The sequence below is a fragment of the Streptosporangium sp. NPDC000563 genome, from assembly GCF_040299985.1.
GTDB lineage: Bacteria > Actinomycetota > Actinomycetes > Streptosporangiales > Streptosporangiaceae > Streptosporangium.
Window position 1 is genome coordinate 316,343 of the sequence record NZ_JBEPDA010000003.1, and the last position, 23,768, is coordinate 340,110.

12 protein-coding genes are annotated in these 23,768 nt (G+C 71.5%); 5 read left to right on the plus strand and 7 right to left on the minus strand.

All coding sequences use genetic code 11. The features are described from left to right. Positions 1-17: 17 nt before the first annotated feature. Genes ABT352_RS12150 through ABT352_RS12175 form a run of 6 tightly spaced genes read right to left on the minus strand, consistent with a single transcriptional unit; the run spans position 18 to position 11,845 of the window. The gene (locus tag ABT352_RS12150) at positions 18-5,663 is read right to left on the minus strand and encodes a non-ribosomal peptide synthetase/MFS transporter (protein ID WP_350944648.1); all 5,646 of its coding nucleotides are present in this window, start codon (positions 5,661-5,663) and stop codon (positions 18-20) included. Continuing rightward, positions 5,660-6,865 carry a 2-oxo acid dehydrogenase subunit E2 gene (locus ABT352_RS12155; protein ID WP_350944649.1) on the minus strand — a complete coding sequence of 402 codons (1,206 nt, stop codon included), beginning with the start codon at positions 6,863-6,865 and terminating at the stop codon, positions 5,660-5,662. Before ABT352_RS12155 ends, ABT352_RS12150 begins: the two co-directional genes overlap by 4 nt. Beyond that, the gene (locus ABT352_RS12160) at positions 6,858-7,841 is read right to left on the minus strand and encodes an alpha-ketoacid dehydrogenase subunit beta (protein WP_350944650.1); all 984 of its coding nucleotides are present in this window, start codon (positions 7,839-7,841) and stop codon (positions 6,858-6,860) included. Before ABT352_RS12160 ends, ABT352_RS12155 begins: the two co-directional genes overlap by 8 nt. Further along, complete coding sequence (locus ABT352_RS12165; RefSeq protein WP_350944652.1) at positions 7,832-8,755, minus strand: thiamine pyrophosphate-dependent dehydrogenase E1 component subunit alpha; 924 nt, start codon at positions 8,753-8,755, stop codon at positions 7,832-7,834. Before ABT352_RS12165 ends, ABT352_RS12160 begins: the two co-directional genes overlap by 10 nt. Then, complete coding sequence (locus tag ABT352_RS12170) at positions 8,748-10,391, minus strand: condensation domain-containing protein (protein WP_350944654.1); 1,644 nt, start codon at positions 10,389-10,391, stop codon at positions 8,748-8,750. Before ABT352_RS12170 ends, ABT352_RS12165 begins: the two co-directional genes overlap by 8 nt. Continuing rightward, on the minus strand, positions 10,391-11,845 hold the full coding sequence (locus tag ABT352_RS12175) for a class I adenylate-forming enzyme family protein (protein ID WP_350944655.1): 1,455 nt from the start codon (positions 11,843-11,845) through the stop codon (positions 10,391-10,393). The genes ABT352_RS12170 and ABT352_RS12175 overlap by 1 nt, the downstream gene beginning before the upstream one ends. 367 nt (positions 11,846-12,212) lie before the next feature. Between ABT352_RS12175 and ABT352_RS12180 the strand changes: the two genes are divergently transcribed. From ABT352_RS12180 to ABT352_RS12200, 5 genes are all read left to right on the plus strand, one after another. Next, a complete protein-coding gene (locus tag ABT352_RS12180; protein ID WP_350944657.1) occupies positions 12,213-18,788 on the plus strand; it encodes a non-ribosomal peptide synthetase in 6,576 nt (2,191 codons plus the stop codon). Position 18,789: 1 nt separating this feature from the next. Then, positions 18,790-18,963, plus strand: a complete 174-nt coding sequence (locus ABT352_RS12185) for an MbtH family protein (protein WP_350944658.1) — start codon at positions 18,790-18,792, stop codon at positions 18,961-18,963. 75 nt (positions 18,964-19,038) lie between these two features. Then, positions 19,039-19,290, plus strand: a complete 252-nt coding sequence (locus ABT352_RS12190; protein WP_350944660.1) for an acyl carrier protein — start codon at positions 19,039-19,041, stop codon at positions 19,288-19,290. Positions 19,291-19,315: 25 nt separating this feature from the next. Further along, positions 19,316-20,737: a condensation domain-containing protein gene (locus ABT352_RS12195; RefSeq protein WP_350944661.1), complete on the plus strand. Its 1,422-nt coding sequence runs from the start codon at positions 19,316-19,318 to the stop codon at positions 20,735-20,737. Then, on the plus strand, positions 20,734-22,566 hold the full coding sequence (locus ABT352_RS12200; protein WP_350944662.1) for a N,N-dimethylformamidase beta subunit family domain-containing protein: 1,833 nt from the start codon (positions 20,734-20,736) through the stop codon (positions 22,564-22,566). Before ABT352_RS12195 ends, ABT352_RS12200 begins: the two co-directional genes overlap by 4 nt. A 21-nt stretch (positions 22,567-22,587) precedes the next feature. Here the strand turns inward: ABT352_RS12200 and ABT352_RS12205 are convergent, their stop codons facing one another. After that, positions 22,588-23,754, minus strand: a complete 1,167-nt coding sequence (locus tag ABT352_RS12205; RefSeq protein ID WP_350944663.1) for an FAD-dependent monooxygenase — start codon at positions 23,752-23,754, stop codon at positions 22,588-22,590. Positions 23,755-23,768 lie beyond the last annotated feature (14 nt).

The window sequence follows — 23,768 nt, forward strand, 5'->3', positions numbered from 1 at the left end:
CGGGCGCGGGAAGGACGTCATCTCCGAATCGAGATCACCTCGGCGGTCGGCTCGCCGCGCTCGCGTTCCTCACGCTCGCGCTCCTGGCGCCTCTGGATGGCCTGGAAGCCGACCAGGTCGTCCGGGAGCGCGTCGGGGACGTCGGTGTCGAACCTGGACAGCGTGCGGGTCCGCATCGCGACCAGCGCCGTGACCACGATGGCGACGGCGAACAGCACGTACATCAGGCCGACGCCCCGGCCCTCGCCGGTGCCGAGCACGAGGCCGACCGTGTCGGCCAACGGCCCTCCGGGGAGCATCAGCGGTTCGAACAGCTCGCTGCCGTACGGGGCGACCAGGCCGAAGCCGACCGGCAGGGTGGACCAGGCGACGAGCGTGTTGAGCGCGATGACGCGGCCGTGGAAGCGTTGCGGCACCTTGACCTGGATGATCGTCGCGTAGACGCCGTTGAGCATGGTCAGCCAGAACGACATGCCGAAGGCGCCGATCCCGATCAGGATCAGGTTCTGCTGCAGACCGGTGACCAGGCAGAAGACGCCGAGCACGAGGGTGGAGAGCATGACGCCGCGCAGCCGCTGCCGTCGCGGGCCTCCCCAGACGGTCATGGTCAGGCCGCCGAGAAAGACGCCGAGACCGCCGAAGAAGGAGATCCGGCCGACGTCGTCCAGGGTGGCGAAGCCCAGGACGAGCGGTGAGATGAGCAGGAACAGCGGGGACAGGAAGATGTTCAGCACCGCGAAGAAGAACAGCATGCCGCGGAAGCCCCGGTTGCCCCAGGAGAACTTCCAGCCCTCGACCATCTCGGCGACCAGCGACTCCCTGCGCTTCCACGCCATCGTCTTCGGGAAGCGGACGAAGAGCAGCACGCTGATCGCGAAGACGTACGCGGCGACGTCCAGGACGAGGATGCCCTCCAGCCCGATCGCGGCCATCAGACCGACCGCGGCCAGCGGGACGACCAGCTGAGCGGTACCGGTGACCATCTGGACCACACCGTTGGCGTGCCCGAGGAAGCGTTTGGGCACCAGTTGCGGGATGGCGGAGTTGTAGGCGAGGCGCTGGAAGGTCAGCGCGATCGACAGCAGCACCAGGAGCGGGTAGATGTGCCAGATCTGCAGGTTGCCGGTCCACAGCAGGATGCCCAGTGTCAGCTGGGTGCCGAATGCGCCGATGTCTCCGGCGATCATGATCTTGCGCCGGTCGTGGCGGTCGACGAGGGCTCCGGCCAGCGGGGAGACCAGCATGCCGGGAACGAGCGCGAGGACGGAGAAGAGGGCGAATCTGGCGAGCGAGTCGGTGGTGATGTAGATCCACAGCGGGATGGCGAACTCGGTGAGCGACGACCCGACGATCGAGACGAGCTGCCCGGCCGCCACGACGGCGAACCGTTTCATGCTGGGCGGAGGTCCCGAGCGTGCCGGGGTGCCCGTCGCGAGCGGGTCTGTCGTCCCCGGTGGCGCGCCGCCCGTGCCGGAGCCGGGAAGGGCGGACGCCGCGGAGTCAGGACCGGCGGAGTCAGGGCCGGCGGGGGCGACCGGTCCCGCGCCGGTGATCGCGGGTGCCGTCGTCGCCGGGGCGACTTCGGCGAGGTCGTCCTGGGTGGAGACGCCGCCGAGCCACCAGGTGGACCGGTCGGTGCGGGCCAGCTTGGCCGTGTCACCCGAGGCGATGGCCCGGTGAGTGCCGGTCACGATGGTCGCGAGCTCTTCCGCCCGATATTTCAGGAAAAAGTGTCCGGCCTCGTCGAGGACGACCACGGCCGTGGAGCCGGTGAGGAGATGCCACTCGCGATAGCGCTCCTGATAGAACTCGGTGGCCGGGTCGCGGTCACCCGCCACGGAGATGATCGGTGCCTTGAGCGGCTCGACGCCCTCCTCGAAGAGGCGGGTGAAGTAGCGCTCCGCCTCCTTGGTGCCCTTGCGACGGTTGTCGATCATCAGCTTGAGCTGGTCGCGCTCCAGGTCCTCCACGTCGAGACCCGCGGCCTGCAGGGCGTTCGCCCAGACCTGGTCGCTGCGGAGGCGGTCGGTGAGGTTCGACAGCTTGGCCAGCACCGAGGTGGGGCGGGCGAAGGGGAAGATGCCGCCGAGGTAGATCGCCTCGACCGGGCGGCCCGCGGCCTCCAGGCGACGGGCGATCTCCACGGTCAGCATGACGCCGAGCCCGCAGTGCCCGTACAGCGCGAGCGGGCCTCGGATGTCCTTGAGGATCTCGTCCACGCAGCCCTGCGCGACCTCCGCCACCGGCCGGGTCTCCTCGATCAACCCCATCTCCTGGCCGGGGACGGCGACCGCGTGCAGCGCCCAGTTCTGGGGCAGCCTGTCGGCCAGCGGCTGGTAGATGGCGGCGCTGCCGCCGCCGTACGGCACGCAGACCAGGGTCGAGGTGGCCGCGCGGGCCGGGGTGAGCCGGTGCAGCAGCATGCGCGGGCCGTCGTCGGCCGTCTCGACGAGCCGCGCCAGCTCGCGGACGGTCCGGTGCTTGAACAGGTCCAGGATCGTGACCTGGCGCCCGCCTTCAGGAATGGCTTTCCGAAGGCGGGCGACCACCTGCGCGGCGAGCAGCGAATGACCGCCCAGGTCGAAGAAGTCGTCCAGCACGCCGACCTGTACCAGTCCGAGCACCTTCGCCCACACCTCGGCGATCGCCTCTTCGAGAGGCGTCTCCGGCGGGACGAATCCGGCTTCCTGGTCGGGCCGCGCCTCGTCGGGTTCGGGCAGCCTGGCCCGGTCGACCTTGCCGTGCGACTTCAGGGGCAGCTCGTCCAGCCAGACGAACCGCCCGGGGATCATGTACTCGGGGAGCCGCTCACCGAGCCGCGCCCGCAGCTCGCTCACGCTGATCTGGTCTCCGGCGACCTCGCCGACCACGTACGCGACCAGCCGGTCCCCGCGCAGGTCGACGACGGCGTGGGCGATCCCCGGCTGGTCGGCGAGCACCGACTCGATCTCCGGCAGCTCCACCCGGTAGCCCCTGACCTTGACCTGCAGGTCGCGGCGGCCGAGGAAGCACAGGTCGCCCGAGGGCAGCCACCGGCCGAGGTCACCGGTCCTGTACATGCGGGTGCCGGGCCCGCCGTACGGGTCGGGCAGGAATCTCTCGGCCGTCAGGCCGGGCCGCCCGAGGTATCCGCGGGCGAGCCGGTCGCCGCCGAGGTAGATCTCGCCGGTCATGCCGGGCGGGACCAGCCGCAGGTGCTCGTCGAGCACGTAGACCGCGGCCCCGGGCAGCGGTCTGCCGATCGGCAGGTTCAGCGCCCGCTCGTGCTCGCCGGTGACGGCGTGGGTGGAGATGCCGACCGTCGCCTCGGTGGGGCCGTAGTGGTTGACCACCGTGGTGTGCGCGGTCAGCTCGCGGGCCCAGCTCCACCGGGAGGCCTCGCCGCCGAGGACGAGGAGCCTGCGCGGGAGCAGCTGCGCGGGGTCGTCCACCGCGGCGAGCAGCGAGGCGAGGTGGGAGGGGGTCATCTTCAGGTAGTCGGTGCCGCTCAGCAGCCCGGCGAGCTCCTCGGCGGGGGCCTGCGGGTCGGCCAGGTGCAGCTCTCCGCCGGTCATGAGCGACAGGTAGAAGATCGTCACCCCGAAGTCGAACGAGAGCGACTGCAGCAGGGTGTAGACCCCGCCGGGTTCGACCTCGAAACGCTCCTCGACCCCGGCGAGATAGTTGAGCACCTGCCGGTGCTGCACCCCGACGCCCTTCGGCCGCCCGGTGGTCCCCGACGTGTAGATCACGTACGCGAGGTGGTCGGGCGACACCTCCGGTGGCTCGAACCCGGTCTCCTCCAGCGCCTCGGAGTCCAGGCGGATCGCCGGCGTGCCCGTGACGTCGGGAAGCAGGTCACTCAGGGCGGAGGTGGTCAGGACGGCGACGGCCCCGGCGTCGGCGAGCATGTACGCCAGCCGGTCACGGGGCTGCTTGGGGTCGAGGGGCACGTAGGCGCCACCGGCCTTCAGCACGCCGATGACGGCCGCCGCCAGGTCGGTGGACTGGTCGAGGAAGACGCCCACCCTGGTGTCGGGGCCCACGCCGTGACGGTTCCTCAGCAGGGCGGCGATCCTGGTGGAACGCTCGTCGAGCTCGGCGTACGTCAGCGAGCCGCCCGCCGTCGACGCCGTACCCGGCCCTGAGCCGCCGCGCGTGGCGGGCAGCGTGGTCGAGACGGGCGAGCCCTCGTGGACCACGGCCGTCGCACCGGGCGTGAGCGCGGCCCGCGCGGTGACGAGGTCGTGCAGCAGGTCGTGACCCGACGGCCGGAGCGCGGGACCCGAGCCGAAGCCCAGGACCCTCTCCCGCTCCTCGTCGGAGAGCAGCGACAGCTCGCCCACCCGCGTGTCCGGGTCCGCCACGATCGAGCGCAGCAGCGTCTCGAAGCGCGCCGCCAGCAGTTCCACGGTCTCCGGGTCGAAGAGCGCGGTGCTGTAGGCGAGGTGGCCGACCAGCCCGTCCGGGCTCTCGAACAGGTAGAGGCCGAGGTCGAAGCGGGTCGTCCTCGCCGGGAGCGTGAGGTAGGAGACGCGCCCGTCCTCCTCGCCCGCCTTGAAGTTCTGCAGCGCGAAGGTGACCTGCGCGAGCGGCGACCGGCTCACGTCACGGACCACGTTCAGTTCGTTGACCAGCTGGTCGAACGGGAGCTCCTGGTGCGCGTAGGCGTCCAGGGCGCTCTCGCGCGTCCTGGCGAGGAAAGTGGTGAACGACGGGTCGTCGGCCAGGTCCGCGCGCAGGACCAGGGTGTTGACGAACATGCCGACGACCCCGTCCAGCTCGGGCAGCCCGCGCCCGGCGACCGGGGAGCCGACCGCGAAGTCCGTCTGTCCCGAGTAGCGGGCCAGCAGGACCTGGAAGGCGGCGAGCAGCGTCATGTACGGCGTGGCGCCGGCCTCGGCGCCCAGCTCGGTGAGCCGCCTGGTGAGGTCGGCATCCACCCGGACGTCGAGGGCGGCTCCCTCGTGGCGCTGCTCGGCGGGGCGCGGCCTGTCGGTGGGCAGCTCGATCGCGGGCAGCCCGGCGAGCCGGTCGCGCCAGTGGTCGATCTCGCGGCGGTGGTCGCGGCCCCGCTGCCAGAGGGCGTAGTCGCCGTAGCCGACCGGTGCGGGCGGCGGGGTCCCGCCGTCGTGCAGGACGAGCAGCTCGCGGATGAGCAGGTCGCTGGACCAGCCGTCGATGACGGTGTGGTGGGCGGCGATGAGGAGGACGTGGTCGTCGGGCGCGATCCTCACCAGCACGGTGCGGAAGAGCGGGCCGTGCTCCAGGTCGAACGGGACGGCGAGGTCGGCGTCGAGCAGCTCGATCGCGGCGTCCACGCCGTCCGCCTCGACGACGCGCAGCGCGGCCGGACCCGGCTCGTCGATGACGAGTTCCGGGGTGCCGTCGTCGGTGGTGAGGAACCGCGTCCGCAGGGCCTCGTGGCGCGCGACGAGCTCGTCCAGCGCCCGGCGCAGCGCGTCTTCGTCCAGCTCACCGCGCAGACGCACCGCGACGGGGACGGTGTAGGTGGTGGTGCCCGGCCGGTACTGCTCAAGGAACCACAGGCGTTCCTGGGCGTGGGACAGGGGCGGGACGGTTCCTGAGGCGCGGCGGGCGACGGTGGCCCGTGACTCTCCGCGGCTCTTGAGCCGCCTGGCGAGCAGCGCCTTCTTGGCGTCCGACAGTGTTGTCTCGGTCACGCTTGTAACTCCATCCGGAGGGCCGCGAGGAAGAGCGCGGCGTCCCGTCCGTTGATCAGCCGATGGTCGTAGGCGAGGCCGATGTTGGCGACGGTTCTCATCGTCACCGTGCCGTCCTCGGCGAGTCGCGGTTCGGGCTGCGGCGAGGTGATCGCGAGAGCGCAGACCGTACCGGGGAAGATGAGGGGGATCGCGAGGATGACGTCGGCGTCGGTGTGCAGGGTGACGGCGATGTTGGCACCGGTGAGGTCCTTCTCGCGGAAGTCCCCCTCGGTGGCGGCGAGCCGGTAGCGCATGAGCGCGTCGGCGATGGCCTTGAGCGAGCCGGTGTCGTGGACGACCGGCACGTACAGGCCCTCTCCCATGTCGAAGGTGACGCCGACGCGCGGGGCGTCGGCCGGATGTACCCGGTCACCGTCGACCGAGGCGAAGAACAGCGGGAACGCCGGGTGCAGCGCGGCGACGGCCTGGACGAACAGCTCCGCCGGCCCGACCGGCCTGCGTACCTCCCTGCTCAGCCCCTTGGCCCGCTCCAGCAGCGGGCCCACCTCGAACTTCACCACGGTGTACGCGGCGGGGATGGTCGCGTGCGAGGTGGTGACGGCACGCGCGACGGCACGCTGCACCCGCGAGAGGCGGTGCGCGCCCGGGTCCGCGGCCGGTTCCCGCGCGTCCTGCCGCTCCTTCCGCGCGTCTTCGCGCACGTCTTCGCGCACGTCGGAGGCCGTCTGCCCGGTACGGCGGCGGACCAGGGCCTCCACGTCGGTCCTGCGGACGACGGCGAGGCCCAGGGACGCGACCTCGGCGTGGGAGACGCCGAGCTCCTCCATCGCCACCCGCGCGGGAGCGGTGACGACCGGCTCGGCCACCGGCGCGTCCCGCTGCCGCGCCGCGTCCTCGGAGGCCACCGGGGCGGGCACGCCGGTGACCGGCGCGGGCACGCCGGTGACCGGGGCGGGCTGCGGAACCGCCTCGGCGGTGATGCGGGCGAGGAGCGCGCCCGGAGCGATCCAGCTGTCGAGGGCGGCGACGTGGTGCAGGTAGCCGCTCTCCCCCGCCTCCAGTTCGTCGGCCGCCTTGGAGGTCTCCAGTACGGCGATCGGCTCTCCCGCGACGACGGGCTTTCCGTTCCCGACGAGCCACTCGACGACCAGGTACTCGGTGTCGTTGTTGTTGAGTTTGGGAACGTGGATGTCAGCCACGCAGAGCCTCCCGTACGGCGTGGTGGATCGTGGACTCCCCGGCCAGGACCTCGTTCTCCAGGTGCGCGGCGGTGGGGATCACGGAGTCCCGCGAGTGGACGAGGCGGACGGGTCCTCGCAGACGGTCCCAGAGACGGGCGTGCAGCAGGTGGGCGACCTCGCTGCCCCAGGTGCCCCCGGCGGTGCTCTCCTCCGCGACCAGGACGACGTCCCCGAGGTGGGGCAGCAGCGTGTCGACGTCCAGCGGGTAGAGCCGGGAGGGGACGAGCAGCCGGGCGGAGATCTCCTCCTCCATCATCAGGGAGCGCATCGCGCCCAGCACCCGGTGGACCATTCCGCCGGGAGCGATGACCACACAGTCGGGACGGTGACCCGCGTCGCGGATGTCCACCACGGCCAGGTCCCCGTCGCGGCGCATCAGGAACAGCGGGTCCACCCGTTCCATCTGCCGGGTGTAGAGGACCTTGTCCTCGAAGAACACGCACGGCTCGCCCCGTTCCAGCATCGCCGCGAACACCGCGCGGTTGTCATGGAAGGGGGACATCTCGTACAGCGACAGTCCCGGCATGCCGACGAAGTGCTTCTGCAGGCTCTGGCTGTGCGTGGGACCGTAGCCCCGGCCGCCACCGGTGGGGCAGCGCACCACCATTCGCAGCGGCAGCCGCCTGCCGTACATCGACACCGACTTGCCGGCGAAGTTGCACAGCTGGTCGAAGGCGAGCGCCACGAAGTCGCCGAACATGATCTCGGCCACGGCCGTGTTACCGGCGAGCGCCAGTCCCGCCGCGACGCCGGTGAGCGCGCCCTCGCTGATCGGGGTGCCGATCACCCGCTCGGGAAAGCGGGTGGAGAGCCCCTTGGTGATTTTGAAGGCGCCGCCGTACGGGTCGAGGATGTCCTCGCCGAGCACGTAGGCGGTGTGGTCGTCGTTCAGCAGCCCGTGCAGGGCCGCGTTGAGGTTCTCCGCTACACGCACGATCCCTCCCAGCGGGAGAGGGGGCGCGCGGCCACCTCGTCGGCGACGGCCTCGACCTCGGCCTTGACGACGCCGTCGAGCCGGTGGAAGTGCTCGGGGTGGTCGTGGGCGTAGCGGGCGTACCAGTCGTTCTCCCTCGCGGCCTGTACGACGTCGGCCGGGCGGATGTCGTCGCCCTTGCTGTGCGGCCCGAGGCGGTGGGTGACGAACTCGACCACCAGAGGCTGCCCCTCGCGCACCCGCGCGATCTCGCGTTCCAGCGAGAGGCGGATCTCGTTGACGTCGGTGGAGACGACCAGCCGGTGCGCGATGCCGAAGGCCGCCGCCCGGCCGGCCACCGTCCCGGCCATCTGCGAGGCGGTCGGAGTGGACTGGGCGATGCCGTTGTTCTCCACCACGACGAGCAGCGGGAGCCGCCAGAGCGCGGCGAGGTTCAGCGCCTCGTAGACCGCGCCCTCGCCCCAGGTGCCGTCGCCGATGTGGACGCAGGCGAGGGTGCCGGGCTCGGAGCGCTTGAGGTGCAGCGCGACACCGGCGGCGACCGGCATGCTCTCACCCTGAACGCCGGTGGACATGTAGCGGTCGCGGTGGATGTGCTGGCTGCCGCCGACACCCCCGCAGACCGCGCCCTCCCTGCCCATGATCTCGGCGAGCAGGCCGTGCGGGTCGCGGAACCTGGACAGGTAGTGGCCATGCCCCCGGTGGTTGCTGAAGACGTGGTCGGCCGGGCCGAGCAGGGATCGCAGCGCGACCGGGACGTACTCCTGGCCGAGGCAGGTGTGCGTGGTGCCGTTGAGGTCACCCCTGCCGTAAAGCTCCAGGAGCTTGAGCTCGAAGTGCCTCACCAACAGCAGGAGTTCCAGGTCGTCGTCGGCGAGGCGGGAGAGACGGAGGCCGTCGAGGATCTCAGTCATCGCCGAGGGAGTCCACGATCCCGGCGATTGTCGGGTTGTCGAAGAAGTCGTCGAGGGAGACCTCGATGTCCAGGCGCTTGCGCATCCGGGCGATGATCTGCGTGATGGTGAGGGAGTGGCCCCCCAGATCGAAGATGTCGTCGTCATCGGCGATCGGTGATATGCCGAGCACCTCTTCCCAGATCTCGCGTACCTGGTCGTTCAGCGTGGTGACGGAACCCATCTCGTCCTCCAGAATTTCGTGCAGTGTCAGGTTGGGGTTGTGCGTGGCGCGTTCCAGAAGGAGACGCAGGTCGTCGGCGACCCTGGCGGCGTCGGGCACCGTCTCGGGGTCGTGGCGCAGGCTGATCTCCAGCCCGCCGGGACCGTCCACGCACTGCAGGTGCAGCGCGCCGCGTACCGCGTGGTTGAAGACGGTCCACTCCACCGACGCGTCGAGCCCGGTGAACACCGGGTCCGCGTCGCGGCGGGTGCGGTAGCTGACGGAGACGGGGACGAGCGCGGCGTGCGGTCTGAGGCGGGGCATCGCCCGGGAGAGCGGCACCTGGCGGAAGCGGTAGATCTCCCTCAGTTCGGTGCGCAGCGCGGTGGCGAACTCGCGGAAGGTCGCCTCGGGGGACGGACCGGAGGCGACCGGGAGTTCGTTGACGAACAGCCCGATGTGTCCCGCGGCCTCGGGGGTCCGGGTCGACAGGTCGACGGCGGTGGTGACCGCGGTGTTGCCGTAGCCGAGGAGCAGGGTGTGCAGCCCGGCGAGCAGCACCTCGAACCGGGTCAGGACGGGGGTGGAGGAGAGGTCCCGCGACGGGTCCGGCTCGATCGACGGGTTCACGGTGAACCGCAGTACCCGGCCCTGGGCCGCTCGCCGGGATCTCAGCGCGCGGCCGAGAACGACGGTCTCGCCGGGATCGCGCCAGCGGGGCTTCCAGAACTCGCGCGCGGCGGGAAGCAGGGCGGCCACCCGGCCGCGCTCGGCCCGCCCGTGGTCGATTTCCGGCAGCGGGGGCGGCGGCTCGCCGTTGTAGAAGGCGGCCAGATCGCGCACCAGGATGTCCTTCGACTGCCCGTCGAAGATCAGGTGGTGGGCGACGAAGAGCAGGAGGTTCCGTCCGGGACCGATCTCGAACAGGGTGAACCTGGCCAGCGGCCCCTTCTCCAGGTCGAACGCGCGCAGGATCTCCTCCCGCACGGCCCGCCCGTACCGCTCGCCGTCCTCACCGCTCTCGCCGTCCCGGGAAGGCGAATGCGGCGAGGGCGAAAGGTCGCGCGTGTCCCCCGCCGCCCCCGCGGCGACGTCGGCGGAAGAGGGGATCGTCACCCGGCGTACGGGAACCTCGGCTCCCGGCACCAGCCGCAGCTCGTTGTCCACCTCCGCCACCACATCGCGCAGCATCGGATGCCGGGCGACCACCGCCTCGCAGGCCGCCAGGAGCGCTCCGGTGTCCAGATCGCCGCGCAGGTGGACGAGTATCGGCATGTGATAGGCGGCGCCCCCGCCCACGCTCTGCTCGGTCACCCACATCCCCTGCTGGGTGAACGTGACCTCCGGCAGGCCCCCGGACGTGTTCTCCCACGAGGTCTCCGAGGTCTCCGCCACCTCGTTCCGTGAAGTGTGCTCGGCGGGGAGACCGGCCATCACTCGCTCTCCGTCATCCGGCGCAGGGCCTTCTTGTCGACCTTGCCGCCGGCGTTGCGCGGCAGGGCGTCGACCGTGATGACGTGCGCGGGCAACTCGTGCGGGGCAAGGCGGTCCTTGAGGAAGATCCGCAGATCCTCGGGCGCGAGGGCCTCTTCGGTGACGAGGGCCACCGCGACGACGGTTCCGAGCACGGGGTGGGGAACCCCGAACGCGGCGGCCTCGATCACCGCGGGGTGCCGGTAGACGACCTCCTCGATGTGGATCGTGGAGACCTTGAAGGCCCCGGACTTCACCACGTCGCTCTCGCGGTCGACGAGGTAGAGGTAGCCCTCGGCGTCGATGTAGCCGAGATCGCCCATCCGTACCCAGCCGCCGCGGAAGGTCCCGTTCTCGGGGTCGCCGTAGTAGGCGCGCGGTGCCGCGGGGGATCGCATCCAGACCTCCCCGGTCTCTCCCGCCTCCAGTGGCTCTCCCTCCGCGGTGGCGATCCTGACCCGCCCTCCGGCGATGGCGCGGCCGACGCTTCCCGGCCGGTCCGGGTCGAACATCATCACCGTCTGGGCCGGGGCCGCCTCGGTCGAGGTGTAGTAGTTGGTGATCGTCGCTCTGGGGAAGGCCGTGGTCAGCGCCTGGGCGACGGCCGAGGGCAGCGGCGCGGCGGCCGAGCCGAGCAGCAGCACGCTGGACAGGTCGTGCCGTTCGGCCACCTTCGCGTTGATCAGCTCGATGGCCATCGCGGGGACGAGGAAGACCGTTCCCGCGCGGTAGGACTCGATCAGCGAGGCGAAACGGGCCGGGGTGAAGCGCGGCAGCGTCACGACGGCCGGATGGGCGTCGAGCGCGTTGATCAGCATCGCCTGTCCGGCGTTGGTCCCGATCGGGAAGGCGTGGACCAGATGCCGGGAGTGCGCGAACGGGCGGCGTTTGGCACCGCAGCCGTAGGCCAGATTGGCATGGGTCGCCGAGACCCCCTTGGGACGGCCCGTCGTACCGGAGGTGTAGAGGATCTGGGCGAGATCTCCGGGCTCCGGAGGCGCGATATCGGCCTTCTCATAGGAGGTTTCGACGTTCAGAGCGTCGACCGTGGCGCTCCAGCCGACCTCGGGAACCGCGAGACCTTGGGCGTGCACGACGCCGGTCGCGCGGCAGTTCTCCAGCATGAGGCGCAGGTCATCGAGGGCGAGGCGGTCGGAGAGCGGTACGCCCACCGCCCCTGCCGCCAGCACCCCGCAGAACGCCACGGCGTAGTCCGCCCAGTCCGCGGCCCCGAACACCAGACCCACCCGGTCGCCTCGGGTGACGCCCCGTGCGACCAGGCTGTTCGCGAGCACGGTGGACCGCTCGTGCCACTCGCGATAGGTGAGCCGAGCCGAGCCGTGCACGATCAGCGCGACCCCCTCGGGGTCGGCGAGGGCTCGATCCCTGAGCAACTGGGGGACGGTCAGGTTCACCAAGTGAACCTCCCATTAAAGATCGGATGTATGCGCGTTCGATGTGTGCGAGCACCGAAGGCACAACAGGAAAGAATCTTTACTATTTAAAATCGAGCGCTAGTCTTACATGATCGTAAGGCTCACACAAGACTTTGGGGAGGGGGTTCACAAAGGAACTGAAAACGCGCGAAAGTGACCCTTGCGCCCTCAGGACGAAGGTGTAACACTGACGACCGCGGAGCTAACTGAAAGGTTTCTTTCCAGAAAGAGACCTTTCCCGACGCCCACTTAACTGGTCAAATAGGCACAGAGTGGGTTTTTTGCGTACCAACCTCCAACGCGATTGCGTGAACTAACGGGCCCGTGGCCGACAAAGGAGCCCTTTGTGTTCCCACCGGAGACCGTTCCAACCGGTCAAACAGGGACGGAATACCCCCTGTCGTACGGTCAGCAACGGCTTTGGTTTCTCCACAAGCTCGACCCCAGCGACTCGGCCTACAACACATCCTATGTTTACAGGTTGAAAGGTCGCCTTGACAAGATCGCTTTGGCCGCTGCTTTCACCGCCGTGGCGGCACGGCACGAGAGCCTGAGGACCCGGTTCCGTGAAGTGGCCGGGGAGGCCGTCGCGATCGTCGAGCCGCCGTCGCCGGTGACGGTCGAGCACCTCACCGCCCCCGGCGAGCGGGAAGCCGCGGCTCTGGTCTCGACGCTCACCAACACGGCCTTCGACCTGGCCGCCGCGCCGCCGTTCCGCGTCTCGCTGATCGAGCTCGGCCCCGCCGACCACGTGCTCTGCGTCGTCCTGCACCACATCAACGGCGACGGCTGGTCGCTGAGCGTGCTCCGCTCCGAGGTCGCCGTCCACTACGGAAGCCGGGGCGGCGCCCCGCTGCCCGAACTGCCCCTGCAGTACGGCGAGTACGCCCGCGCCCAGCGTCCCGAGGACTCCGAGCTGCGCTGGTGGACCGAGCGGCTGGCCGGGGTGCCTCCCCTGGAACTCCCCACGGACCGGCCGCGCCCGGCCCGGCGGACCGGCGCGGGCGCCCAGGTCGACTTCCGGATCGCCCCCGACCTGATCGCCTCGATCGGCGACCTCGCCCGCCGCACCCGGTGCACACCGTTCATGGTGCTGCTCTCCGCCTACCAGGTCCTGATGCACCGGCACACCGGCCAGAGCGACTTCTGCGTGGGCACCCCCTCGGCCGGTCGCGGCAGCACCGAACTGGAGACCATGATCGGTTTCCTCTCGACCACCCTCGCCCTGCGCTGCGACGTCTCCGGCGACCCCACCTTCGAGGAGCTGCTCAGGCGCACTCGCAGGGTCGTGCTGGACGGGCTCTCGCGGCAGGACGTCCCCTTCGAGCGCCTCGTGGCCGATCTCGACGTGGAACGGGACCTGAGCCGCACTCCCCTGTTCCAGACCCTGTTCGCCTTCCACACCCACGGCGAACCGGACGAGCCGCTGCCCGGCCTCGACGCCACGTACTTCCCCAACGGCTGGGCCCGCGCCCGGCTCGACCTCTCGGTGGACCTCTACCGTGGCGAGGACGGCGCCCTGAACGGCACCGCCATCTACAGCACCGACCTGTTCGACCACGAGACCGTGGAACGGATCATCGCCCGCTTCCAGGAGCTGCTCACGGCCGCCGTGGCGGATCCGGGCGCTCCGGTGAGCTCGCTGCGGATGCTGCCGGACGCCGAGCTCGACCTGCTGGAGGAGTGGAACGACACCGCGACCGAACTACCGGAGCTCACACTCGTCGACCTGCTGCTCGAACAGGTCGCGGCGACCCCCGACGCGATCGCGGTACGCGCCACACCCGCCCCCGCCGCGACGCCGGCCGGGACCACCCCGCTCACCACGAACGAACCGGTGCGCGAGGGAGCGCCGGTGGACGGAACCGCCGCGCGGGAACTGACGTACGCGGAGCTGGCCGGGCGGGCGGCGGAGCTGGCCGGACGGCTGGGCGCGGCCGGGATCGGGCGCGGCTCGCTCGTCGCGGTCCGGATGGAGCGCGGCGCCGACATGCTCGTCGCCCTGCTGGGCGTGGCGATGAGCGGCGCGGCCTACCTTCCCGTCGACCCCGACTACCCCGAGGCCCGCGTCTCGTACGTGATCGAGGACTCCGCGGCGGCGCTCGTCCTGACCGGCCTCGACGACCTCCCCCCGATGACGGGCGAGGCGACCGGCACAGCGACCGGCGCAGTAACCGGCGCAGTAACCGGCACAGTGACCGGCGCGCTGGTCCCCGCGGCACCCGCCCGGCCGCTTCCCGACGACACCGCGTACGTGCTCTACACCTCGGGATCCACCGGCCGGCCGAAAGGCGTCGTGGTACCCCACCGGGCACTGACCAACTTCCTGCTGGCCATGCGTGACCTGGTACGGTCCTCGCCGCAGGACGTGTGGCTCGCGCTGACCTCGCTGTCGTTCGACATCTCCGCCCTGGAGCTCTACCTGCCGCTGGTGACGGGAGGACGGGTGGTCGTCGCCGACGCGGAGACGGCCCGCGACGGGGTACGGCTCGCCCGGCTCGTGCGGGACGAGCGCGTGACCCACGTCCAGGCGACGCCCTCGGGATGGCGCGTCCTGCTCACCGGCGACCTGCCGCGCGTGGTGGGCCTGACCGGCGGCGAGCCACTCGCCCCCCGGCTCGCCCGCGAGCTGCGTCCCCGGGTCGACCGTCTCGTCAACGTCTACGGGCCGACCGAGACCACCATCTGGTCCACGGCCTGGGACGTTCCCGAGGACCCCGGCGAGATCGTCATCGGCCGCCCGATCGCCAACACCGTCGTCCACGTCGTCGACCTCGGCGGCGGGTCGTGCCCGATCGGGGTGGCCGGGGAGCTGCTCATCGGCGGCGAGGGGGTCGCGACCGGTTACCTCGGCCGCCCCGCCCTGACCGCCGAGCGCTTCGTCCCCGGCCCCGGCGGTTCGCGGCACTATCGGACGGGAGACCGCGTCCGCCTGCGTAACGACGGCACCCTGGAGTTTCTCGGCCGGACCGACAACCAGGTCAAGCTGCGGGGTCACCGTATCGAGCTGGGCGAGATCGAGGCCGTGCTCGACGCCTGCCCCGGCGTGCGGCAGGCGGTCGTCGTGGTGCGCGGAGACCGCCTGGTCGCCTTCGCCGTACCCGCCGCCCTCTCTGAGACGGACGCCGCGCCCACCGGACCGGACCGCCCGGAAACGGGCGGCGCGGAAACGGGCGGCGCGGAAACGGGCGGCGCGGAAACGGGCGGCGCGGAAACGGGTCGTGCGCGAACGGGCGGGTCCGGAGCAGGTCACGTGGGAACGGACGGCACGGAAACGGGACGCGCGCAGGGCGTGGGCGCGCTCGACGGTCTTCGGGAACACGCCGCGCGCGAGCTGCCCGGCTACATGGTGCCCAGCGTGTTCGTCGAGGTGGAGACCCTGCCGCTCACCCCCAACGGGAAGGTCGACCGCAACGCGCTCCCCGACGTGGACGCGGCGCCCTCACCGGACGCGATCGCCCCCCGCACCCCGGGCGAACGGATGGTCGCGCAGGTCTTCGCCGAAGTGCTCGGGACCGCGGAGGTCGGGGCGTACGACGACTTCTTCACCCTCGGCGGCCACTCGCTGCTGGCCACCATGGTCACCGCGCGGCTGACGGCGCTGTCCGGGATGGAGGTGCCCGTGCGGGAGGTGTTCCTGCGGCCGACGGTCGCCGCGCTGGCGGATCTGATCGCCACCGCGTCCGTGGCGGATCAGATCACCACCGCGTCCGTGGCGGACCTGATCGCCACCGCGTCCGTGGCAGAACTGATCGCCACCGCGTCCGGCGACAGGAGCGACGGGCCGCGACCTCGGCCGGAGGGGACCGTCCCGCCGCTCTCCTTCGGGCAGGAGCGGCTCTGGTTCCTCAACCGGCTCGATCCCGATGACGCGTCGTACAACATGTGCCTGGTCACGCGGCTGCGCGGGCCGCTGGACCGGAACGCGCTCGCCGGCGCCCTCGCCGGGACCGTCGCGAGGCACGAGAGCCTGCGCACCCGCTTTCCCGAGGTGGACGGGGTGCCGGTCGTGGTCGTCGACCCGCCGGGGCCGGTGGCTGTCGAGGAGACGGACGCGGCGGGCGAGGCCGGGGCGTTGGAGCTGGTCGCGGCCCTGACCAACGCGCCCTTCGAGCTGGGCGCCAGGCCGCCGCTGCGGGTCACCCTGATCAGGATCGCCGAGGACGACCACGTCCTGTGCGTCGTGCTGCACCACATCCTCGGCGACGGCTGGTCGCTCAACCTCATCTTCGACGAGGTGTCGCACCTGTACTCCGGCGCCGGCGCCCTGCCGCCGGTCCCGCTCCAGTTCGGCGACGTCGCCCTCTGGCAGCGCGGGCGCGATCTCGGCGACCTGCTCGGCTACTGGCGGGACAGGCTCGCCGACCCCACCCCGCTGGACCTTCCTGTCGACCGGCCGCGTACCGCGGGTGCCGCCAGGCGCGGCGACGTGGCGAACGTCCGGCTGGACGCGGCGGAGGCCGCCGCCCTCGCCCGGCTGGGCAGGGAGCACGGCGCGACCATGTTCATGGTCCTGCTCGCCGCCTACCAGGTCCTGCTGTCACGGCACACCGGGCACAGCGACATCCTGGTCGGTACGGCCACCGCGGGCCGGGACCGGGTCCAGCTCGAACCGGTCGTCGGCTATCTCAGCGACACCCTGGTCATGCGCGGCGACCTGTCGGCCGACCCCACCTTCGCCGAGTTGCTCCGTGAGACCCAGATCGGCGTCCTGGACGCCTTCTCCCACCAGGGCGTGCCGTTCGAGGAACTGGTGGCGGCCCTGAGGGTCGAGCGCGACCTCACCCGCACGCCGCTGTTCCAGACCATGCTCATCCTGCACACCCAGGACGTCGGCCGGCCCCGCGACGCCTTCGCGGGGCTGACCACGACGGGGTTCGAGCACGGCATGCGGCAGGCCAAGCTCGAACTGATGCTGGAGGCCTGGCAGGACGAGCACGAGCTCACGCTCAGCTTCGTCTACGACGCCGAACTGTTCGACCGGTCCACGATCGAGGCGATGGCCGCGCGGTTCCGCCTGCTGCTCACCGCGCTGCCGGAGGCGTCCGGCGACCGGATCTCCGAGCTTCCGTTGCGCACCGGGGAGGACGACGCCCTGCTGCGGCGCCTCTCGCGGGGACCCGCGCGACCCCCCGCGCTCCCGGTGCCCGCCCTGTTCGCGGCGACCGTACGGGACACGCCGGACGCGACGGCGATCGGATGCGGGGGTGCCACGCTCGGCTACGCCGACCTGGACGCCCGCGCGGACGAACTCGCGGCGCTGCTGCGGGGGCGGGGGGTCGTGCCCGGCGACGTGGTCGGCGTCTGCCTGGACAGGTCGCCCGACGCCGTCGCGGCCCTGCTCGCCGTCTGGCGGGCGGGGGCGGCCTACCTGCCGCTCGACCCGGACCATCCCGCCGAGCGGCTCGCCTTCATGCTGGACGACAGCGCCGCCTCCCTCGTCCTCACCTCGGCGGACCTGGGCGACCGCCTGCCGCCGGGAACGCCACGCGCGCACACGAACGAACGCCCTCCCGCCATGCTGAACGGCACGGTGAACGTCCCGACGAGCGTCCCCGCGCCCGGCTCGGCCGCTTACGTGATCTACACCTCCGGATCCACCGGAACGCCCAAGGGGGTCGTGGTCTCGCACCACAACCTGGCCGCCCGCGTCGCGTGGATGCGCGAGGCGTACGAGCTGGGCCCCGAAGACCGGGTGGTCCAGTTCGCCTCGCTGAGCTTCGACACCCACGCCGAGGAGATCTATCCGGCGTTGGCCGCCGGGGCCCGGCTGGAGTTGCTGCCCGAGGGCGGCGTCACCCTGCCCGACCACCTCGACCAGGTCACCGTGCTCGACCTGCCGACGGCGTACTGGCACGCGCTGGTCGACGACATCGACGAGATCTCCTGGCCTCCGACGCTGCGGCTGGTGATCCTCGGCGGCGAGCAGGTGCACGAGGCGGCCGTGACCCGCTGGCGGGAACGCTTCGGCGACAGGGTGCGGCTGGTCAACACCTATGGCCCGACCGAGGCGACGATCATCGCCACCGCCGCCGAACTGGACGGCTCCCCCGGACGCCCGCCCATCGGCGTCCCGATCGCCGACACCTCGGTCCTGCTTCTGGACGGCTCCGGTGAGGCCGTGCCGCCGGGAGCGCCGGGTGAGCTGTGCGTCGGCGGGGCCGGGGTGGCCGTCGGCTACCTGGGCAGACCGGACCTCACGGGCGAGCGCTTCCCCACCCTCGGTGTCTCCGGTGATCCCGGTGTTCCCGGTGCCCTCGGCGGAGAGCGGATCTACCGGACCGGCGACCTGGCGCGCTGGCGGTCCGACGGGCGGCTGGAGTTCCTGGGCCGCCTGGACGACCAGGTCAAGGTACGCGGCTTCCGGATCGAACTCGGCGAGATCGAGGCGCGGCTGCTCGCCCACCCGGGCGTCGGCCAGGCGGCGGTGGCGGTCCGCGGAGAGACGCTGGTCGGCTACGTCGTCGGCACGGCCACGGGAGACGAGCTGGCCGGATACCTGGCGGCGACGTTGCCCGCCTACATGGTCCCGGCCGCCTGGGTGAGTCTCGCCGTCCTGCCGCTGACCGCGAACGGCAAGCTCGACCGGACCGCGCTGCCCGCGCCCGAGGCCGGCTCCCGGCCGAGGACCGCCCCGCGCGGTGACGCCGAGGAACTGGTGGCCGAGATCTTCGGCGAGGTGCTGGGCGTCGGGGAGGTCGGCGCCTTCGACGACTTCTTCGCTTTGGGCGGGCACTCGCTGCTCGCCACCCGCGCCGTCGCCAGGCTCCGCGCCGCCGTCGAGGTGGAGGTGCCGATCCGCACCCTGTTCGCCAGAAGCACCGTGGCCGACCTCGCGGCGGCGGTGGAGGAGCTGCTCGTCGCCGAGCTGGCTGAGATGTCCGACGAGGAGGCCGAGCGCCTCATGGAAACCGGGAGCTGAGATGGGTCACCGCGTCGTGGTCAACCACGAGGAGCAGTACTCGATCTGGCCGGACGGCCGGGACCTTCCCGACGGCTGGCGAGAGGAGGGCGTCTCCGGCAGCAAGGAGGAGTGCCTCGCCCACATCGACCGCGTCTGGACCGACCTGCGCCCGCTCAGCGCGAGAAGTTCATGAAAAGTCCGGAAATGTTCGACAACTGGATCCGGATCCCGGCGAGCGGCGCCGGAGACCGCAGGAGAGGGGCCCGCAATGGTTAGGGAACGGCTGGCGGCGATGGTCGCCTCGGCGTCCGACGGAGCGGTCACGGCCGGGGAGGCACTCGCCGCCACGGTCCCGCTGTCCGCGCTGGGGGTCACCTCCCTGGCGCAGATGCGGCTGATCGACGCGGTGGAGACCGAGTTCGGGATCGAGATCGACCTGTCCGGCGACGGGTTCGACCTGCTCGACGACCTCGACGCGCTGGAACGCCACATCAACGAGGCGCGAAGCGCGCGTTCCTGAACCCAGCTCCGAACGGGGGAGACACATGGACATCCGGTTCTCGGGGAGCCGCTCGGGAATGGCACCGCTGACCTGGGGGCAGCGGGCCATCTGGGACACGATCAGAAAGACGGCACCGGACGACCACTACTTCAACTTCGGCCGCGTGCTCGCCGTACCCAGGAGAGCCAGGCCGCTCACCGTGGCGGGAGCGGCCGAGGTGCTGCGCACCCTGGTGGAACGGCACGAGTCCCTGCGCACCAGGCTCGGCGAGGCGCCGCACGGGAACGCGGCGCACGCGGGCGGCACGACGCCGTACGGAAAGGCGGTCCACGCGAGCGGCACGACACCCCGCGAAGGCGGCTCCCGCGCAAACGACGGCGCGGAGCCGTGGCAGGTCCTCGTCGCCGACGGCTCCATCCCGGTCACCGTGTCGGAGGGCGACCCCGAGCGGCTGCGGGACGCGCTGGCGAAGACCGCGTTCGACTACGGCGGCGAATGGCCGCTCAGGATCGGGCTCGTCGTCGACCGCGACGAGGTCACCCACATCGTGCTCGTCTTCTGTCACCTGGCGGCCGACGGCCTCGGCGCCGAGGTGGCGATCACGGACCTGCGGCTGCTCCTGCTGCGCGGCTCCGTACCCGGCCCGACCCCGCCCTCACCGCTGGAGCTGGCCCGCTGGCAGGGCTCGCAGCACGGTCTGAAGGTCGCGGCGGTGGCCGCGGAACACTGGGCGAGCGAGTACCGGCGCATCCCCCCGACCGTGTTCGAGCGGCGGACGGACGGCGCCGCCGAGGATCCCCCGATCTGGCGGGCACACCTGGTCTCACGGGCGATGGACCTGGCCGTGCGGCGGATCGCCGCGGTGCGCGGCGCGGCCACCTCGACCGTCCTGCTCGCCGCCGCGTCCGCGCTGGCCGGAAGGGTGACCGGCCACGACCTGGGCGTGATGCTGCCGATCGTGAGCAACCGCTTCCGCGGCGACACCGTCAACGCGGTCACCACGCTCTCCCAGGAGGGCCTGTTCGTGCTGGACCTGCGCGAGGGCGGCTTCACCGAGCTGCTGCGCGCGGCCAAGCCCGCCGCGCTGCGCGCCTACCGGTCCGCATACCACGACCCGGACGACCGGGACCGGCTCACCGAGCGGGCCGGCCGGGAGCGGGGGGTGCGGATCCACCCGTACTGCTGCTTCAACGACATGCGCTTCACCGACCGGGTGGACGCCTCCCCCGACGAGCGAAGCGTGCGGCGGGCGCTGGACGAGACGACCCTCACCTGGCCGCTCAGCCAGGAACGGCTCAACTGCCGCTTCTGCCTGCACGTGACCGACGAGCCCGGCGGGCTGGGCGTCTCGCTCACCGCCGACACCGGCTGTCTTTCCCGCCCCGCCATGGAACGCTACCTGCTCGACCTGGAGTCCTTGCTGGTCGAGGCCGCGTTCCGCGAGGTGCTGGAGCCGGTCGGTTGACGATCCACGCCTACGCCGAGTCGACGTCCTGCGTCCAGGGCGGCGCGCTCCGCTTCCACCTCGCCCGCGCCTCCCGCGCCCCGCTGCGCGGCTCGGTGCTGGTCGAGGACGTGGCCACCGACCTGGCCGTGCTCGACGGGGAGTTCACCGGGCCGCTGTGGACGCTGGAGGTCTCCCCCGGCTGGCGCAGCTCGCTCTACCGGGCGATCTTCCATGCCGACGAGGAGAGCAGCGAGGTCTACTTCGTCGTACGGGCCGCCCGTCCCCGCTCACCGGTCCTGCTGTCGATCCCGTTCCCGACCTGGCAGGCCTACAACCGGGCAGGCATCCCCGGCGAGTCCATCTACTGGACCGAGCAGCCGACCCGCGCCGCGCGCGTCTCCTTCGACCGGCCGGGCGGCGGGCCGCCGCCCGAGCGCTGGGAGGAGGGCATGATCCGCTGGCTGGGCCCCGCCGGGTACGACGTCGACTACTGCTCGGCCCTGGACCTGCACTCCGGGCGCGAGCTGCTCTCCGGTCACCGGCTGCTGATGATCAGCGGACACGACGAGTACTGGTCGGCGGGGATGCGCGACAGCGTGGAGGAGTTCGTCCGCCGGGGCGGCAACATGGCCGTCTTCTCCGGCAACACCTGCTGGTGGCAGTTCCGGCTGGAGGACGAGGGGCGCACCATGGTCTGCTACCGCGACGCGGTCGCCGACCCGATGGCCGCGGTGGATCCCGCCCTCACCACGGTCGAGTGGTCGAGCGCGCCGGTGAACCGCCCGGAGAACGGCCTGACCGGAGTCAGCTTCCGGCGCGGCGCCGGGACGTGGGGCCCGTACATGCGACTCATGCACGAGGAGACCTACACCGTCCGCTTCCCCGAACACTGGGTGTTCGAGGGCACCAAGCTGGACGAGGGCGACACGTTCGGCAAGGGCGCCATCGGCTACGAGACGGACGCCTGCGACTTCGTCGAGGAGGACGGCGTGCCGGTGGCCACCGGACGCGACGGCACCCCGCCGTCCTTCGTCATCCTCGCCACCGCCGACCTGCGCCACTGGCACCGGTACGGCCAGGGCGGCATGGCGACGATGGGCGTCTTCGGTCTCGGCGCCGGGACGGTCTTCACCGCCTCCACCGTGAACTGGGGAAACACCCTGCACGACCCGGTCGTGGACCGGATCACCCGCAACGTGCTGGACCGGCTCTCGGTGCGCGCGGACGGCTGGGAGACCATCGGCGCCGCGGACGAGATCCAGGCGCTGACCGTGTTCGACTCCCTGCTGTACGGTGCCACCTCCGGCGGCTCGCTGCTCACCCGCGAGGTCTCCGGCCAGAACCTGCGCTGGCGTCCCGCGGGCACCGCCCCCGCCCTCGTCGCCCTCGCCACCCCCAGGGAGGCCACCACCGTCCACCCGATCGGCCTGTACGGTCTCACCGCCGACGACCGGCTCGTCCACCGCGACCCCGAGCACGGCTGGATCACCCTCGCCGACGGGCCCCGCGGCGGGGTCGGCCTGGGCATGGTGAACGGCGAGCTGTTCGCCGCCGCCGCGGACGGCCTGTGGCTGCTCGACCCGGAGACCTCGGCCTGGAGCCTGGTCGAGGCCACCTCCGGCGCCGTGGCCCTGACCGCGATGAACGGCCGGCTGTACCTGGCGGACGCGGACGGCAGGATCCGCACGCGACTGCCGGTGGCGACCCCGGCCGGATGGACCGACCTGTGCGACGCGGGCGGCTGCACCGTGCTGACCGGGCACGCGGGCACCCTGATCGGCACCGCCCGCGACCGCCCCCTGCTCCGGCGCGCGAACCTCCTGAAGAAGGCGGCGCCCACACCGTGACCCCTTCGCGGCCACCGTCGTTCATGTCGCGGCGGAGGTCCCGGCGAGCGCCGGGTAGTCCTTGAGCCTGATGTCGGTGGCGAACCTGTCCGTCAGTCTGAGCAGCGCCCGCAGCAGGAACCGGCGCTTGAAGATCCAGTTCCGCATCCTGATCCGCCGCCACGTCGCCGGGGCGAGGAAGGGCCCGGCGCTGCCGCTCCTCGACACCCTCGCGTAGCCGCGGAAAACCTCCTCGTACTCGCGAAACGCCGTCCGATGGTCGCCACCGGCCGCCGCCAGCTCCCCGGCCAGCACGTACGCGCCCACGACGGCCAGACCGGTGCCGAAACCTCCCAGGGTGTTGCCGTAGGCGGCGTCGCCGAGCAGCACCACCCGGCCCTTGGCGTAGTGGTCCATCTCGACCCTGCTGATCGAGTCGAGATAGAGGTCACGCGCCTCCGGCAGCCCGGCCATGAGCTCGGGAACCCGCCACCCCATACCCCGGTAGGCGTCCGCCAGGATGCGTTTGTGTCCCTCCACGTCGTAGCGGTCGTAGTCGAGCCGCTCGGAGGCGAAGACGAGGAACGTGGGCGACTTGGGTCCGCCGAGCGCCACCATCCGGCCGGGCTCGTTGTACATCACGTTGCCGGCACCCGTGTCGAGGTCGACCAGCGCGTAGTAGTGGCCGAGGAAGCGCACGTGGTCGGACTCGGGGCCGAAGGCGAGCCGCCGCACATTGGAGTGGATACCGTCGGCGCCCACCACGAGGTCGAAGGTACGCGACGCGCCACGCTCGAAGGTGACGTGCACGCCGTCCCCCGTGTCGGTCAGTGAGGTGATGGAGTCGCCGAAGACGTACTCGCAGTCTTGTTCGGTCCTCTCGTACAGCAGGGCGGCGAGGTCGCCGCGGAAGATCTCGATGTCACCGCCGCTGAACTCACCGGGCATGACCGCCAGCCGCCTGCCGTCCGCGTCGACGATGGTCTGGTCGGTCCCGCCGGTCTGTCGCCGCCGCACCTCCTCGAGGATTCCCATCCGTTCCAGCACGACGCGGTGGGTCTCCCCCTTGAAGTCGACGGCCTGGCCGCCCGGACGGAGCGCGGGCGCTCGCTCGACGACGGTGACGGTGTGGCCGGAGCGGCTCAGCCAGTAGGCGAGTGCGGGTCCGGCGATGCTCGCCCCGGAGATGAGGACCGTGGTGTTCTTCATGCCCACGAGGTTCG

Bases quoted from the DNA above. Each gene is read 5' to 3' on its own strand.
- ABT352_RS12165 (WP_350944652.1), bottom strand. From the start codon at position 8,755: ATGACTGAGATCCTCGACGGCCTCCGTCTCTCCCGCCTCGCCGACGAC.
- ABT352_RS12170 (WP_350944654.1), bottom strand. From the start codon at position 10,391: ATGGCCGGTCTCCCCGCCGAGCACACTTCACGGAACGAGGTGGCGGAG.
- ABT352_RS12185 (WP_350944658.1), top strand. From the start codon at position 18,790: ATGGGTCACCGCGTCGTGGTCAACCACGAGGAGCAGTACTCGATCTGG.
- ABT352_RS12190 (WP_350944660.1), top strand. From the start codon at position 19,039: ATGGTTAGGGAACGGCTGGCGGCGATGGTCGCCTCGGCGTCCGACGGA.
- ABT352_RS12195 (WP_350944661.1), top strand. From the start codon at position 19,316: ATGGACATCCGGTTCTCGGGGAGCCGCTCGGGAATGGCACCGCTGACC.
- ABT352_RS12205 (WP_350944663.1), bottom strand. From the start codon at position 23,754: ATGAAGAACACCACGGTCCTCATCTCCGGGGCGAGCATCGCCGGACCC.